At 61.0% G+C, this 16,719-nt stretch carries 10 protein-coding genes; all 10 read right to left on the reverse strand.

Going from position 1 to position 16,719, the window contains the following annotated elements; all coding sequences use genetic code 11:
• Window positions 1-381 (reverse strand): phage tail protein, encoded by a 381-nt coding sequence (locus C7440_RS08280; RefSeq protein ID WP_165832502.1) that lies wholly within the window; start codon window positions 379-381, stop codon window positions 1-3.
• Between the two features lie 4 nt (window positions 382-385).
• Window positions 386-2,122: a hypothetical protein gene (locus C7440_RS08285; protein WP_116518154.1), complete on the reverse strand. Its 1,737-nt coding sequence runs from the start codon at window positions 2,120-2,122 to the stop codon at window positions 386-388.
• 2 nt (window positions 2,123-2,124) lie between these two features.
• Entirely contained in the window at window positions 2,125-2,544 is a 420-nt protein-coding gene (locus tag C7440_RS08290) for a hypothetical protein (protein WP_116518155.1), read from the reverse strand.
• 21 nt (window positions 2,545-2,565) lie between these two features.
• Window positions 2,566-4,059 (reverse strand): hypothetical protein, encoded by a 1,494-nt coding sequence (locus C7440_RS08295; protein ID WP_116518156.1) that lies wholly within the window; start codon window positions 4,057-4,059, stop codon window positions 2,566-2,568.
• Window position 4,060: 1 nt separating this feature from the next.
• Window positions 4,061-4,351: a hypothetical protein gene (locus C7440_RS08300; protein ID WP_116518157.1), complete on the reverse strand. Its 291-nt coding sequence runs from the start codon at window positions 4,349-4,351 to the stop codon at window positions 4,061-4,063.
• A gap of 54 nt (window positions 4,352-4,405) precedes the next feature.
• The gene (locus C7440_RS08305) at window positions 4,406-6,751 is read right to left on the reverse strand and encodes a VgrG-related protein (RefSeq protein ID WP_135238884.1); all 2,346 of its coding nucleotides are present in this window, start codon (window positions 6,749-6,751) and stop codon (window positions 4,406-4,408) included.
• Between the two features lie 321 nt (window positions 6,752-7,072).
• The gene (locus C7440_RS08310) at window positions 7,073-7,978 is read right to left on the reverse strand and encodes a hypothetical protein (RefSeq protein ID WP_116518159.1); all 906 of its coding nucleotides are present in this window, start codon (window positions 7,976-7,978) and stop codon (window positions 7,073-7,075) included.
• A complete protein-coding gene (locus tag C7440_RS08315) occupies window positions 7,975-9,480 on the reverse strand; it encodes a hypothetical protein (protein ID WP_116518160.1) in 1,506 nt (501 codons plus the stop codon). Before C7440_RS08315 ends, C7440_RS08310 begins: the two co-directional genes overlap by 4 nt.
• 183 nt (window positions 9,481-9,663) lie before the next feature.
• Window positions 9,664-10,098 carry a hypothetical protein gene (locus tag C7440_RS08320; RefSeq protein ID WP_116518161.1) on the reverse strand — a complete coding sequence of 145 codons (435 nt, stop codon included), beginning with the start codon at window positions 10,096-10,098 and terminating at the stop codon, window positions 9,664-9,666.
• 11 nt (window positions 10,099-10,109) lie between these two features.
• Window positions 10,110-16,718: an N-6 DNA methylase gene (locus tag C7440_RS08325; protein WP_116518162.1), complete on the reverse strand. Its 6,609-nt coding sequence runs from the start codon at window positions 16,716-16,718 to the stop codon at window positions 10,110-10,112.
• Window position 16,719: the final 1 nt, after the last annotated feature.

A 16,719-nucleotide genomic window follows, 5' to 3' on the forward strand; every position in this document is an offset into this window, starting at 1 on the left:
TTAATATCGCAAGGTGAGATTGATTCCGTACTGCTCGCCGTCTTCTTTGTGCTTGGGGGCAAACGTCTTGATGCCGCAAAGGTTTCCATCGGCATCGACAAGCGCCGCCTCCGAAACGGCGACGCCGATCAGTTCATCGCCATCGACAAGGCCCTTTCCAGTGACCGAATAGAAGTCTTCTTGAGTGACGGCGGCCAGGGGCTTGCGCAGGACTTCGTGAAAAAGCGCGGTCGCCTCTTCATCCGGCGATTTGGCCGTCATGTCTGCGTTGTGGCCGCCGTCGCCAAAAGCCATGAAGGCAATTGGCTTCATGACCATCAGGCCGGCGTTATGCGCGGCAAGCCGTCTGCGGTAAGCGTTTAGAGTGATGGCTTCTGACACAGCATCAATCCTTATTTACTTTGGTGATGAACATTTCAAAACCCATGTTTCGCGGGCCTCCCAGCTTCCAGTTGCCAGATAGAGAAAGCCGCGATTGCGGCGGCGGCAAAAGAATGGGCGGGCGATTTGGAATGATTTTGAATTGCCCAATGCGCGGGGATTCGCTCATTTTCCGAACCCGCAGCGTGTGCCGGCCATCCAGGCGGAATCGGCCCACGCGATTGACTGCGCCAAGCGCCCACGAACCATCCAGGCGGCGCGGGCGGCGCGTCATCTTGATTGGCTTGGGGGCATCAACGTATTGCGGAACCGGATCGGGCGGCAGCGTTTCCCGGCGGGCGACGTTGATCGTCACGTTCTTGATCATCGACAGGTTGCCGGACATGCGCCCAGGCTTGAGCCGCCAGCTTGACTTACCGCCGACGCGCTCACCCAGCCGGAACGACCCGAACGGGGCCGGCAGCTTCGTATAATCGCCGTCAGTGCCAAGCTTCCACTTGCCGGAAGGCTCTTGCGTGATGACGCGCCCCGGCCACGGATAGCGCTGCAGCACGTCCTTGCGCATCTTGAGGTCGCCATAGAACTGCGTTTCCAGCCTGAACGCGGCGTTCAGCATGAACTTGAATACAGGCACAATCCGCGCAGGAACCACCGAACGGATGATCTGCATCAGGTTCGCCACCGAACGCACGTTGACGCTGAAATCCAGGGCAATCTCTACGCGGCTGGTCAACACCATGCCGGACGTGTCGGGCATTCGGCCCTTTCTGGTTTCTTCCGCGCCCTCAATGCGCCGGCCAAGGCCCCATGTGCCATCCAGCTTTAAGCCAGGCTCCCCGACCTGATACAGCCACCAGGCGAAGATGGGTTTAGGCGCGTACAGCGCTTTGGAGTACGGGTATTCGCGATCCTGCCAAAGCTGGTTGACCTCGCAGGCATTGGGAAACAGCACTTGCAGGTACGTGCGCAGGAAATGCAGGCCCCGTCCCTGGCCGTCGCCGGCCTTCCAGGCGCGGTACAGATACCTCGTAGCCGATGATTCCCGGTCGCCCTGCATCAGCACCAGGCCATCGGAATTGATCGACCGGCGCACAAGATCGAGTGACCCGAGGTGCGCAGCGCCCAGCACGTTCGCGTCAAACACCTTGTCAGCGAACAGCTTGTCGTAGAGGTCGCAGAACAGACGGCGAAGATCGTCTTCAACCGGATTTGCGGCCGCACTTCGGCGCAGCGGTTCAAGCCCGGGCGCTTCGGCATTCTGAAAGCCGAACTTGCCGATGGGCCAAGTCACCTTGCCAAAGGCCAGCGCGCCGGTTTTCTTTTGCTCGATGATGGCCGCGCCATCAATAGCCGCCTCGCCCCGGGCGTCCATAACCTGACGGTCTGACGTGCGGCGCAGCTCACCATCAATAACCAGCTTGCCGGATACGGACACGCTTGCGCGCGGGCCGCCGATCAGCGCATCAGCGTCGATCAGAAGCACCCCGGCGGCCTCAACCGTAGCGGCGTCGGTGGATACCGCAACCGAACCGACAACAGGCTGTCGAACGATGCCGTTTAGCGTCGATCCGCTGACATATTCGCCAACCCTGAACGATCCGAACGGGGCCGGCAGCTTTACCCGCCTGTCGGTGCTGTGCGTGTCGTGCGAACGAGTGGCAACGACGCCAGATACAACCGCTTGCGCGGTTATTCCGGCCAGGGCGGGCCGATGCTTGGCGGCGACGTAGCCCTCATGCACGATCAGTTCCCGTTACCGTTGGTGAACGTCATCGTCGCGATGGCGATGGTCTGGCCCTTGGCGATGTTGGTGTTATTCAGGTTCATGTCGCAGCCTGAAATACCGACAGAGCCGTCGATATGCGCAACCCCGCCCGCCGTCACGATACGGAACCACGTAGCATCCGTACCGTCTCCCGCCTGGGTGGTGCCTACGCCGATTTCCAGCGGGTTGACCGTCAAGGTGCTGCCAACCGCTGGCGGCGCGAATGTGGCGCTGCAAGCAATCGAAGACAGCAATACTTGATCGGTAATCGCTGTGTCCGGGCTGGCCGGCTGTTCTCCGCTGTAGACGCGAACAACTGCATTGGCCCCAAGCCTGGCCGTGATCTGGTCTTGCTGCGCGGCCCGCAAAGCGGCTGAAAATTTGAGATTAAGCGCCATTACGCACTCCTAGATTTAGGGTTAACCGCCCCATGACGGGGTGGTGATATTTGCCGTTGTCACGGAAACGGTGAGGCTGTCTTCGGCCACGAATCGCCATATCTCGGGGCGCGGCTTATCCAGCTCTGAAATCGACACCTTGAGGTCTGCTTGCCCATCGGACAGCGCCGGAATCTGGCTTTTCAGCAGTGCGTACACGCGCTGGTACAGTGGCTTGTTGGAGCCACGGCGCGACGCTGCGGATTCCTCGCCGAACTCCTTGAGCAGCACGTCACGCATGGCGCGCTGAATGTCGCTGGACACGTAGGACGTGGACACGACCGCGCTTACCTGCATGGCGATCTTGGAGCGCACGGCGGTAAAGAAGCGCACCTTGTAGCTGTCATCGGCGGCAAGAATCGTTGCGCGTATGGCCTTCTGCGTAGCCGTCAAGTCGGCCTCGGCCACGGTCTCTGGTGCCGGGTCTGGCTGGCCTACCGCCGCCTCTTGCACCACGGCCTCTTCGCCGCCCTGGGATAGGCAGGCCACAAACAGAGTATTGATGTTGTCCCACGAAGGGCCGCGCGCCGCTTCCTCGGCGGCTTCGTTCCATACGGACAGGAACCGCAGGCTTGGGTACGCCTTGCGCACCAGCAAATCGAACTCGCCCAGGAACACGGCGGAATCGTCATACGTGGACGGGTAGCGCGCCAGGTCTCGCAGGGTCGCCATGTCCATCGGGTTTTGCCCGACTACGAGCATGGCATCCATCTGCAATTCGATATTGGCCTCAAGGGGCGAGCGGATATATTCGAACGAGAACGGCGATCCGGCAGCCACGTCAATTGCGCCGGACGTTCTGAATACCGTGATCGTGAATTCCTTGCCATCGGCAGGCTGAACGCCCACAACACCCTCGTACCCGAACCGGACATACACGCGCTGGCGGTCGTCGGCCTCTACGTGGTAGATGCGTTCGTCTGCCCAGCAATTTACGTATCGGTTTCGGTGCTCGAATTGCCCGGCGGAATCAGCCACGGCAATACCGCACAAGTGCGAATCATCCTCGGCAGGCGGAACCTGAATTGAGTAGAACGGAACGGAACCGAATACCCGGTGTTTGATGGCCGTTTGGTAGACCTGTGACGCCTCGAAGGTCACTTCCTCGCCGGGCAGGGAATGGGCGGACGTTTCGATCCGGTACGGGCGGCCAGCAGAATCCAGCACGGTTCGCCCGCTGTCGATCTGGAACGGCTCCGCACCCTTGTTGATGACGCGCACGCGCACGCGGCTGGGCGTTCCCTTGGGGATGATCCCGCGCATGGCGGAATCGGCCAGAACGGTAGAGTCGCGCGTTTTCTCGTACGGCTCCGCCATTGATGTTTCGACCTGCGCCGACAGCATGGACAGCATCGTCGCCATCGCATTCAGGTGCTGCAATATGCGCGGGTCGCCCGCCTGGTACAACGGCGCGAGATTCGGGTACTCATTGATCGAATCTTGGATTACCTGCTGTAAGTCTTGTTTCGTCAGCATGTCAGACCCCAGTAACTTCAAAAGTCCGGCCCGCTATCTCGATAATCAGGTCTTGCCTGTCGGGAGGCGTTTCAACGGAATAAAGGTTGAGCGCACCAGCCGGCAGCGCTTGAAGCGCAGGAATGTCTTCGCGCATCTTCGCCAGAAACGCATCAGCCGCACCATCCGCGAGCGGAAGTTGCAGCAGCGCTTTAAGGTCTTGCCCGTAGTCCGAACCCAAGTAGCCATTGACTTGGATTTGGAGCCAGTGCTCGACCATCGCGTGGATTTCAGTGCCGGTAATGGTTGCCATGCCAGCCATCGTATGGGTCGATAGCTGGCAAAAAGGGCTGGTTTTTCCGCGTTATCAGGACGAATAGCCGCCCGTGACAATGTGGGCAATGCGGCGGTCTCGAACGTCCTGGCCGGCGTCCGGCGGCGGCACGTTGACCTGGGGGGGCTTGCCGTTATCACCGCTCCCCAGCGGCACGGGAACCTTGGGCGCTTCGGCAATGGCCGGCGGGGCCGGAACCGATGGCGGGGTGACAGCCGGCGCAGATACCGTATGCGCTGGCGCTGCGGCCATCAGCACGGGCGACGCAGCGGGCGACGCGGCGGGCGAGCGATTATTCAGGCCGTTGCCGTAGTAATCCTCGGGATCAGGCCCATTGTTGGCCAGTAGCCTTGGGTCTCCGATCATCTTGTCGGCCCCGGGGGCAACGACTGGCACAATTGTTGACGAACCCCTGTGCTGATTGGCGATATAGCGCGGCTGATCGCCCGCTTCTGGCGCGGCGTCGGCCTGGGCCAGTGCCAGCAGCTTTTCCTTTTCCTGTGAGGCCCGATTTAGCGTGCCTTTCCTGACGGCAGCCGACGAACTGGCGAACAGCTTGTCGTTGTTCTGAATCTTGTAGTCCTGAATGGCCGACACGATTTCAGCATCGGACATTTTTTCAGTGTCGCGGCCCTTGAGCGCCTTTTCGATCAGGCTTGTTTTGCCGCCGAACTGTACGGACGTGCTCCAAATGGAATCCTTTACCGCCGCGCCGCGCCCGGACAGGTCAATGCCGGACTTTTGCAGCTTTTCCATTTGCGGGTCAAAGTGCGTCTGCTTGATGAAATTGTGCTGTGCATCGCCGAATGCTGGATCGTCCTTGGCTACCTGCTTCCACTTTGCATTGAACTCCTTTGTGCCGGGCGTCATGCCCTTGAACTGTTCGCCGTACTGGGTCGAATCAAGGAATTTTTGCAACGTGCCGGTCTTGGATGCAAGCTGATAAGTGCCGTAGGACGCGCCCCCAAAATCCCCCTTGCCGGTCGATACGGTGGCCGCGCCGCCCTTGCCGGACTCGAACAGCTTGGACGTTTTGCCCAGTACCCAATCCTTGGCCGAGGTGGCCTTGTCGCCCACCCAGGCCGCGCCTTCCCTGGCGGCATCAACGGCACGCCCGGCCCCGGCCTTCACGTCAATGCCGGTCTTTTCCTTGACGTAATCGTTTGCGGCATTGCCGGCGCTCTTGACTGACGCTATGGCGCTGGCCGCCACTTCCTTGGTGCTGGCTACGGCAGCCTTGGCCGTTTCCTTTACGTCAACACCAGTCACGTCCTTGATGTAGGCGTTCGCTTGGTCTCCCTTGTCCTTGACCCAATTGAACGCCTCGCCAGCGGCCTTCGTGACGTTCCCCCACAGCCCCTTGAGGTCGCCAACCAAGCCCTCCCACTTCGATTGCATCCCCTTGGTCAGGTCGCCCCATTTCGCGCTGAATCCGTCAGACACCTCGTTCCACTTACTGGTGAAACTCGCCATGCCGGTATCCCAGCCATTGGAGATCCATGTGGTCGCGGCTTCCCACTTTTGGGAAATCATGCCCCCAATGTCGGCACTGCGAAGATCGGCCACCCAGCCGCCCACGGTTTCGCCGACGACCTGCCCGGCCTTGTCGCCAAAGAACATGCCCGCCGCGCCGCCCACCACGCCGCCAATGGCCGCGCCGATAGGCCCGCCTAGCGCGCCCACGGCAGCGCCAAGCTTTGCGCCGGCCCACATGCCGCCCAGCGTTCCGGCCAGTCCGCCAACACCCTTGCCGGTCTTTACGTCCTTTTCACCACGGCTCAATGAATCGTCGCTTTCGCTGCTGAATATGTCGAAAATGTTGCCGGCGCTGGCAATCAGGCCGCCCAGGACAGGGATTTTCTTCAACAGCATGGCCGCGCCGGAGGCTATTCCACCCTTGGCGAACAGGCCACCAAAGAGGCCGCCGCCACCGCCGCCACCGCCTTCGTCCGGCTTCTTCTCGATTTCCTTGAGCGTCTTGTTTGTTGCCTTGGAAAACGCCGTCTCTTCCTTTCGGAACGAGCGCAGTTCACCGAATATGCGCCGATACCAGCGCTCCTTTTTCTTTTCGCTCTTGTCGCCGCCCAGGCCCTTGAGGGCGCTGTAGCCCTGGCTAAGCGGCTGGGCAATCTCATTGAATGCCTTGACGGTCGGGTCGGCCTCTTCAATCCCACCAGCCGATCCCGATACCGCAGCACTCAACCGCTTGACCAGTCCAGTTACCGCCGTTGATTCGCCGGGGTCTCGCGGCGGATTGTTGCCGTGATTGTTGTCGCCCCCAGGCTGCTTTCCAGCGCCGGCGACGAATCGCCCGGAGGCGTCGCGCCTGGCGGTCGGGCGAACGGCCTGGGCGGCTGATCGCGCAATAGCCGCCTTCATGGCCGCTTCTGGCACGGCGCGCGCGCGCGGCTGGGCAATCTCATTGGATGCCCTGGCGGTCGGGCTATTGCCTTTCTGGCGGCCATTGCCGAACCGGGCCGCCGCCGGAATGACGGTTCCCCTTGCGGATGGCGTGGCTACTTCGCGGCGCGCTGGCGCGCTGGCGCGCTGGCCCGGGCGCTCCGCCTTTTCAGACCTCGGGGCGGACAGAATCTGGCGGATAGCCGCCACATCGGCCTGTATCTCACCCCAAATATCAATAGCCCTGGTCAGGTCTATGGGGTCTCCAGTCAGGAACCCATCGTCATCGTGCTTGAGCATTTACTTTCTCATGAAGGTGTCGAGCTGGGTAAACGTCATTTGGACTTCTTCAAGCCCGTCTTCCCGCCTCGAAAGGCTTACGTCAATGTTGGCCGGGCGAAACAGGCCAACGTCTTCATACCCGCCCTGGTTGCTTCCAGAGGTGACGAAGGCGTGAACGATCTTGACGCCAACCGCATAGCTGGCCGGCGGGCCTATCGTGCCGTCTCGGGCCACGGCTGCGCCGGCATGCGCCATGAACCACCGCTTGATGAACCCACTCTTGTCATCCATCGTCGTGATGCGTAGTTCAATGGGGTCGCTTGAGTTCACAGAGTCGGTGTAGGCCGCGCCCAGCTTGCGCTTGTCGCCCGACAGGATCATGGGCGTGTACTCAACATCGGTAACGAACAGGTTGAACCGGCTGGACACGTCGCCCTGCAGCGGGCTGTCAATTTCAATCAGAAACAGGTTCTTGCGCGCAAACTCGGTGGCGCGCGACTCGTCGTGAATGCGCTTCGCTTCGCTCGGGCTGATACCGCCCATGAGCGGCGTGGGCGTACCCCAATAGGCCGCCTGCGAGGCAATGCCGCCCATGCCCGGGAAGTACTTCGACAGCAGACCGGAATCCAACAGGCGCACGGCTGCGCCCTCAAAGTCGCCACTCAACACGTCGCCCAGCATGCCGCCGCCGGTATTGATCATCTTCGCCATTTGCGGCGAGATATGCTTGTTGATCATGTTCTGCGCGGCAGTGTTCGCCATGTTCGCGCCGTACTTCGTGACGGCTGTAGCAAGCTTGCCGCCGCCAAGCGCGGACGCGACACTGGATGACGCACTGCCAACGGCGGAACTGATGCCGCTCTTTATTGAGCCAAGCAGGCCCTTTGACGACAGGCTTTCAGCGACGTTGTTGTAGAGGCTCAAAACCGCCCCCCTGAATCATGCCCCCCGTCTTCGGGCGGCTTCGCATTGACGATGCTGGCAAACAGCTTGGCCTGGTCGTCATCGACCATCATGGTTCGGGATAGGAACGATTCCATGATCTGTTCGCTTGCGCCCAGTTCTTTCATGGTTTGAAGGGCCTGGGCCAGCATCATGCCGGAGTTCATGGCGTCCGCGCGCGTGCGCTGCTTTTCTGCCTCAAGGGCCGAAATGGAACCGTAGAAGTTGATCGTCCAGGGGCGCTCCCCGGCGGGGAACACCACGCCGTAGCGGCGATAGGTGTGAATATCAATGATCTGGTTGAAGAATTCCGACAGGGCCACGCGGATAATGCGCGCGCGCTCCGCCGCCGCTGCGGACACGCGGAAGAATCCGCCATCGCCCAGGCCGCCGGCAAGCTGATCGGCAAATCCCAGCATGGACAGGTCAACGCCAAGCGCTCCGGCAAGCAATCGTGCATGCAGCATCACGTCTTCGATGCTGATATTGTTCGTCCGGCCCGTTTGTGTCTGGCCGCTCACGTTGATCAGTTGCTTTTCACCAAAAACGGGTATCAGGTGCCGGATACGCTCCATTACCGGGCGGCCATTCTTTACGGCGGTCTCCGATAGCTCCTTGGACTTGCGCAACATGCCCGTGACGGACTTGATGAACATTTCCTGTTGCTCTTTGGTCATGGAATCCATGTTGACGCCGTACATTTGTTCGTCAATTGAATCCATCCAGCGCTGACCAACCAGGCCCATAAGCGAAGCTGAAAGGTTGTCGTAGGCCTCTTCTGCGCTGTACAGCAGCGATCCGCCGGCCATGGACGGCATGATCGGAAGCGCGTCAATATCATCTTCCTTGAGCGCTATCCTGATCGACTTTTCATAGACGCCATGCTGGGGAACCCATTGGGTGCGCGGCATGCGCAGGCGCGCAAGCTGCGATACGTCCAGGCGCTCGAAGTTTCGCTCCCCGATGTAGACGGCATAGCCCACGGTGCGGCTACCGCGCTCGAACGGCTGCACAAGCTGCGGTCGCACCAGTTCATCTATGTACAGGTCAACAATGCCGCTCTGGTCGGCGTAGATACGCGCGTAGCTATCCCCAAACGATGCGCCCGTGTAGGCGGTCTGGAACGCCACCTTGTTCAGAAGCGGGCCAATGTCGCGCGAGATTTCGTCAACCACGTTCGCGACGCGCTTGTTCTTTTCGGCATCCGGGGTCTTTTCCACGAACACCAGTTGCCCGCTGGTCTCATGCCCGCCCAGGGCGGTAGTGACAAGCAGCGACATGGCGGTAGAGCAAATCGGGTCGCTCTCCATGTAGGCCCATTTGTGATAAATGGACTGCCGGGTTCTGGCCAGCTTTTTGCCGGAACCCAGCAGGGAAGCAACGGTGGTGGTGCCAGCGCCGTACAAAAAGGTGTCGGCCTGGTTGATTTCTTGGGCCGGCGCAATGTTGGATGCCGCCCAGCGCTTCGCGCCTATACCCGTCATACGGGATAGGAGGCCTGGCTTTTTCAGGGCGGGGTTTTTCTCGGACATGATGCGCCATTCTCGAAACAATGGCTTTCATCGTATGGCCCGCCCTATATGTCGATCGCGCTCTTTTTCCGAACGTGGACAGCAACGGCCAATGGCCGCCAAAAAGGCGGCCCTATGGTCAACAGCCCGACGAAATTAGATGGGCTGGATCAGGCTGTTTTCAGTCTCCGAGTCATCCAGCACATAGAATTCCCCCGCGCCGAACAGGTCGAACTCGCGCGTACCGGCAAACATGGTTGCGTCGTACAGGGCGCGGAACTCGAACGCAGCCGCAATGGTCAGGTCGCCGTCAATCTGCCCGCTCAATTTGCGAACGCTGTAGGCCGATGCCAGCAGGCCGTCAACCTCGGGGCCATACAGATAGCCCCGGTCGATCAAGATGGATTTCAGCGCCCACCAGTAGGGGCCGAAGCGCAAGTATCCGCCCGGCTCCTTTCTCACGTCGCGGTCAACCAGCGCCGTGATGAATTGCGAATGGCTTGGCTCCGTATAGCGCTGGCGGTATTCGGTTCGATAGGCTTCCAGCCGGTCGGCAATGCCTGGCTGGGGAAGGTAATTGACAAATTTCATGATGGCGGCCCTTATGCGATTGTGATGCTGTTGCGACGAACGCCATCTGCATGAGTATCAAGCAGGCGATCATAGACCTTGCGGGGAACAACCCAAGAGTTTTGCGGCGCGGATGGCAGCGAACGGTTGGGGTATTTCCCTCGGAATATAGCCTTGATCCCCATGGAAAGGGCAACGCTCTTGATGGTGTCCTTGAATGCCTTGGTGTCACCGATAATCGCCACCAGCTCGTTAGGGTCGCCCCCGCTGGGCTGGGCCGCCGGTTCCTGCGGCTCTGGCACAACTTCCGGTTCAGGCGGGGTAAGCTGCGCCTCGCGCCGGCGCATCATGGCCGAAAACTGCCATGGCGCAAGCGTGAACCACGCCTCATTCGGGCCGATTTGCATGGCCTTGTAGTGGCGCGCAAGGAAGTCTTCCGCCAGCGCGTCTATTGCCTCGACGGTATCGACGGCTTCCAGCGCCGCATTGAAGGCCTCGGCGGATGGCGCGCCTATCACCCTGTCCAGGGCATTGGCAATGTGCTTGGACGAATCGCGAACTCCAAGGATCTCCGAAGCGGCGACATAGGAAACCTGAACGCCATGGCGGATGGCGTAGGCCACCAAATCCGAAGCAAGCTGCGGCGAACCCACGTAGCCGCCATCAGACTCTACCGCGTCGGCCTCGAAGATGGCGTAGTTGTCCTGAATCTCAACAATCCCGCGCTGTTCGGTGGTGATCCGATCAAGCAACGGATCGCCCTGCGTTTCACCACGGTACAAGTGCGGGAACATCGGCTCGGCAAAGCGGATGGTGCGCGCCTCGGCCTTCATCTTCGGCCTGGCCTGCAGGGCATCGCGCACATCGGTATTGAACGAGAAATACCCTTGCGCGCCAGAGGTCAGCGCGCCGCCCATGCGGGCAATCAGCGCGTCGTCTTCCTTGGCCGCCCGGGCCACGCACGCGCGATAGTCGGCATGCTCTTTGGCAACAATGTTGCCGGTCAGCAGAATGTCGGCATTGGCCGTGTATTTCCGGCCGCCTTCCACGTCCAGGCGATACGCCTTGTCAGAAGACTCCATGATCCAAAGGTTATCCAGGCGATCAAGCACGAAATCACCGGCACCGACAATCTGCCCGCGCACCACGCGCGCCTGCCCGCCCTTGACCTGCTCGATGCGATCATCCTTGACGCCCGCCGGGCCGCACAGCTTGGCCGCCTTTTCTTCGGATTGCTTGGCGAGTTGCTCGGCTGTCGATATTTCGATTTCCCAGTCTTGCGAGACCGGGCCATCCTCGACCACTTCAAACTTGAGGCCGTAGTACCTGTTGCCGTTGGCGACGTTCGATACGGAACTGATGACCTGCTCGCGGTCGATGCCCTTCACCTCGTACGAGCCGCGCGTGCGCAGCATCCAGCTACTTTGGGAAAGGGCTTTTTCCAGCGTGTCGTATGAGCCGCTACCGTCGATACGGATGCTTGCCCGGATAGGTTCGGCCAGCTTTTCGTAAGCGGCCTTGGCCTTGTTCAGGGCGACTTGCGCCCGAGAAATGCGGCCTTCATCCTCGGCTTTCTCGGCAGCAGCAAGGCGCGCCTCGGCCTTTGTCACCAGCAGGTAGGTTTCTGCCGCGTCGGCCACACGTTCAGCCAGGAAGCTACCCACGTTGGGGTAACGATCCACGATGGCGCGCTGGGCAATCATGTTCTGCACGTTCGATGCCAGCGCTTCCTGTGCGGCCCGGCGGCGCTCTTCGGCTTCGCGCGTGGCGATCCGCTCTTGCACGCGGCGCATGCCTTCTTCGCTCCCGGCGGCCTCGGCCAGCATTTCAATGTCCTGGCGCGACATGCCGGCGGATACCTGAACCTTGTTGCCCGTGCCGGACATGAGTTCACCGATCCAGTCAGATTTTTTGCTGACAATTTGCCGCTTGTACTGGTCAAAGGTGCCGATGGCGTCATAGAAGTAGGCCCGCACCGCGTCAACCACGTTGCCCTGGCGCGCGCCGCGCCCGTTGCGCTGGTGGATGCTGTCGGGCGTCCAGCCTACCGTCAGGTGGTGGATGGCCTGCGTTCCTTTTTGCAGGTTGATGCCCACCTCGGCCTTTTTGTTGGCGATGATGACGCGATAGCGGTTGTCTTCGCCGTTCGCGTTGAAACCGTCCTGAATGTCCTGCATGTCCGCCGGGTCGCGTACGGCCTCGCCGTTGATGATCGAAATGGCGCTGGCGCTCACGCCGGCCCGCGTCGTCAACAGCAGTTTCAGCTTATTGTGCAGGCCCAGCATGTCGCAGAAAACAAGCTGCTTGGCCGCGCCGCCCGCGCTCGGGGTGGCCTGTTCGCGCTGGAAATTCTCCAAGAACGCGGCGATCTTCGGCGGGATCGTGGCATCCAGGCTCAAGCCCAGCTTGTCGGCAATCTTGATGAATTCGAGCTGCGTAGAGTACGTTTCCGTGTCGATTACGATCCGGTCGTCGTCAATCTGCGCCGCCACCTTGACCGTCAAAACCTCGTAATCGTTGTCGCCAGACTTCTTGATGACCCGCTTCACGATGTTTTCGTCTTTCAGAAGCGGGGTGCGCCGGCTGCGCTCTTCGCGTACCGCGCGCTTGTTGAACTGCTCTACCGCCTTTTTGGCCTTGGTCGCGTCCGTGATCAGGAACACGGTGGACTGGTCGGCAAGCTCGGGGTCAGCGATCAGCTTTGTGACCTTGTTGATGAAGTTGAACGGGTGCGCCAGCAGTTCCAGCGTTTCGCCCGTGCGCTCCATTTCGGCGTGGACGGCGGCCTCTTCCTCGGGCAGCACGTCCTTTTCCCGCTGCATGGCGGACGCGGCAGAGTAAACCGCCTGCAGGCGGCGAAGCTCGGCCATGATGGGCGGCTCGGACAGCGAAACCGGCACCGGCACCGGGTCAATGCCAGGCACCTTCAAGCCCACTTCCACGGCGGAGCGGATAGTCGCAACTTCGCCCAGGACGTTGCGCAGCAGGGCCGTATTGTTCAGGCCACGGAACACGCGGTTCATGCGCTCGACGCCGGCCAGCGACGTGGTGGTTTCTTCGGAAATGTCGCAGAACGCCTCCATGAAGGCATCCGCGCCGCGCACGCCGCCCATCCGGCGGTTTACCTCGGCCTCGCCAACGGCCAGCGTCAGCATGGAATAGATTTCCAGCGGGCTATTGGTGATCGGCGTGGCCGTCAGGGCCAGCACGCCATCATTCAGCTTGCTTTGGCCGCGTATGTACCACGTCTTGATTTGGGCGTCCATGCCACGGTTCGAGACCGTGGGAGCGGACAGGTATTTCGCGCCCTGAAAGTCGGTGGTGGTCTTGGAATTCTTGTAGGAGTGGGCTTCGTCAATGACGATGGAGTCCACGCCCATGTCTTCGAAGAACGGCACCGCAGCCGATCCCTTGCCCGCGCCCTGGACGGCCTTTTCAAGCTTGCCCTCGGTCTTGACGGATTCCGACTTGCTGGTAATGCTGCTCGCGTCGAACGATTCATCAACAGTGGTCAGGTACTGCGCATAGGACTCGCGGGTTTCCTCGCGCAGCGGGATCATGCTGAACGCTTCCAGCGTCATGTAAATCTTGCGATGCTCGTTGTTCAGGATGGCGTTCAGGTCGCGCACGTAGTTGGACGAATTGACGGTGGCCGTGCCATCCTCGGCTACGTCCATGCCCACAAAAAGGCAATCGGACGTGTCGGAATAGCAGGCCATCGTTTCCTTGCGCCAGTTCGTCAGCGTGGCGTTTGGCACCACAAAGAACGTCTTGCGCTTTACGCCGATGGCGTGAATGTGCTGAACGGCGGTCAGGGCCGTGAAGGTCTTGCCCAGGCCCACGTCGAAGCCAAGGATGCCGGACATGCGGCGCGCGTACTGGCGGATGGCCGCGTTCTGATAGCCGTGCGGCTGGAATGCTGGGTTCAGACCCGGGATTTCCAGCGGGCTTTCATCGTCCGGCTGGCGGAAGTACAGGTTCTCGGGATCTGCAAAGCGGCTGTTCAGTTCCGCCTGGATGGCCGGGTTCGCGCGCGCCCAGGCGTCAAACTGCTGGTTGCTCGATGAAATCAGTTCGCGCAGGCGTTCTACGCGGCTACGCTCCACCTCGGGGTCGTCTTCCTTTTCGGCCTGGGTGGTGCGGGTGCTAAGCGTGCCGTTCTTGATGTAGTCGGCAAACCGGCGCATATTGCGTAGCTGTTCGCTGTTGCGCGCCAGCTTGCTTTGCGTCTGGTCGAACCGCACCTCGGGGCCGTCAGCGCCGCCCACCAGCAGGGAAAAGCCCGGGTCAACGTACTTGCGCAGGAATTCCACCTTGCGCGCAATCTCGATGTAGGGCGATGACAGGTTGAAACTCAACTCGCCCACGTCCGTCTTGACCAGCCGGCCCTCGGCGGCCTGGCGCTGGGCTACCAGCTTGGCGCGCAGGGCTTCATCTTCAACCGCGAGTATTTCGGCATTCGTGCGCGCAAGGAACTCGGCATAGTTGCCGGCGTAGTAGTCGTCTGCCGACATTGCGCCCTGGCCGTCAGCGGACACGCACCAGTCATCACTGACGAACGGGTCGAAGTCCGCCCCCATGGTTTCGCGCAGCACGGCCAGCGGGATGAAGCCGTTTTCGTCGGCCTGCTCGTATTTGGCCCGCTCGTACTGCTGGGTAGGCGTGAGCGGCGTGGCCTCCACCTGGGCGGGCGCGGTTCCCGTCCAGCGCGGCGTGAATTCATCGCTGCGCACGGTATACACGACGCCCGGGGATAGCAGCTTGAGCGCGTCCTTGATGTTGGACGGTAGCGACTTGGGAAGCTTGCGGGCGGCGCGCGCGGCCACCTTAATGTCGGCGGTCAGGCCCGGGTAGGATTCTGCGTAGGCGAACGGCTCTTCGCTGGAATGGCTCTGCAGCGCTTCTTGCAGGGCCAGGGCGGTACGAATGACGCTGTACGCCTGATCCCGCTCGGCCTCGGGGAACTGCGAACGAATGGCGCGCACGGCGGAATTCAGCCATGGCGGGATGCTGTCGTAATCGGATCGGGCCGCCAGGCCGTCAACCAATGCGCTGGACTCGGCCCAGCCCGTGCGCGAACCAAGCGCGTCCAGGGCGGTCGATACGCGAAGCAGGGTATCGGCCTGGGCGGCGTCGCCCTCGGGGGCCTTGACCGCCACAAACGTACCGTCGCGGTACTGGTATGTCACCCCGGCGGACGTAACGGTGTCGCCGTTGGTGTACGTGATGGCCCGCGTTTCAGCGGCCCCCAGCGCTTCCCAGTTGATGCGGGATTCACCGAAGCGGCGAAGCAGGCGCGATATGTTGCCGATGGAGTCATCATTGACGACGCGCTCGACCTCGCCCCAGCGGCCCGTACCGATGGCGGTCTCGCCCAGGATGAACCGGCGGCCTTCGTCTTGGAAGTACTTGCCCTCAAGGAACGGTTCCCATAGGACGTTGGCAGAACGCAGGGCATCCGGGTTCTGCTGCTGCAATTCAGCAATCTTGTCGATGGTGTCATGGTCGAACTTGCGAAACACCAGCACGTCCGTTACCACGTCAGCGCCGCCGGCCTCGAACATCTTATTGGGCAGGCGGTACGCGCCCATGAATTCGGCTTTGAGCGACGCGGCAAACCGCAGCTTCGATTCTTTGGCCCCACGATTGGACACAAAGCCCTTGGAGCAAATGAAGGCGGCCAGCCCACGGGGGCGCAGCTTTTCCAGCGAACGAAGGATGAAGTAGCCTTCCAGCGATTCATGCTGATAGCGTTCGTCCTTGAATCGTTCCTTGCCGCGCGCGGCCACGTCGCCAAACGGCACGTTCGTTACCACGGCGTCGTAGATTTCGTCCGGCGTGTTGGCGGCCACGGACTCGAATGCGCTGATTGTGACGTTGTTTTTGGCGTTGATAAGCTGGTTGATCCGCCCGGAGGTCTGATCCAGTTCGACGGCATCAATTACCGCGCCATCCGGGGCCGTAGCGCCGAATATGCCCGTGCCGGCGCTCGGGTCAAGAACCTTGCCGCCCTCGAATCCCATTTCAGCCAGCAACGACCAAACGCCAACGGCCAGGGGCTTCGGGGTGTAATACTCGTACTGGCTCCCCACCTTGCCATCAGCGCCTGTCATGCCACCGCCATTGCCCGAATACTGGGCGAGAATCCGGCGGTGTTCGTCCGTGACTTCGGCAATGGCCCCCATTTCGATCTGCGAAAGCAAATCCATGGCGTCCCGGTTCGCGCGCTTGCGCTGGGAAGCCTTGATGTCGGGGTTGAACTCGAACAGGGTTGCGGGCGGCGCGTCCGGCTCATTTACAATGGCCGGCGGCTCTTCCTGGGCTGTGACGGGTTCTGACGGCTGACCATGCTCAAGGGGCGCAGCGGTAGCGCCGTTCAGCTTCTGCACGATTTCACGCATGCGAACGGCCAGCTTCAATTTCTCCATCAGGTCTGACGGTTCATCGCCAAGCTGGCCCATGCTGCGCAGCAGGCCGGAAAGCTCGCCAGCGAGGCGCAAGGTCTCGATGGAGGGCATTCCGCTTACCTTGTCCAGGGCAACGCCAGAAAGCGCCAGCGTTGCCGCCTGGATAATTTCACCGATTGCCGGCGGCTCCTGCATTACTTCTTCGGCTGTGAGGTCGCCGGCATGTTGCGTCATT

This window comes from Pusillimonas noertemannii, assembly GCF_003096595.1.
GTDB lineage: Bacteria > Pseudomonadota > Gammaproteobacteria > Burkholderiales > Burkholderiaceae_B > Pusillimonas > Pusillimonas noertemannii.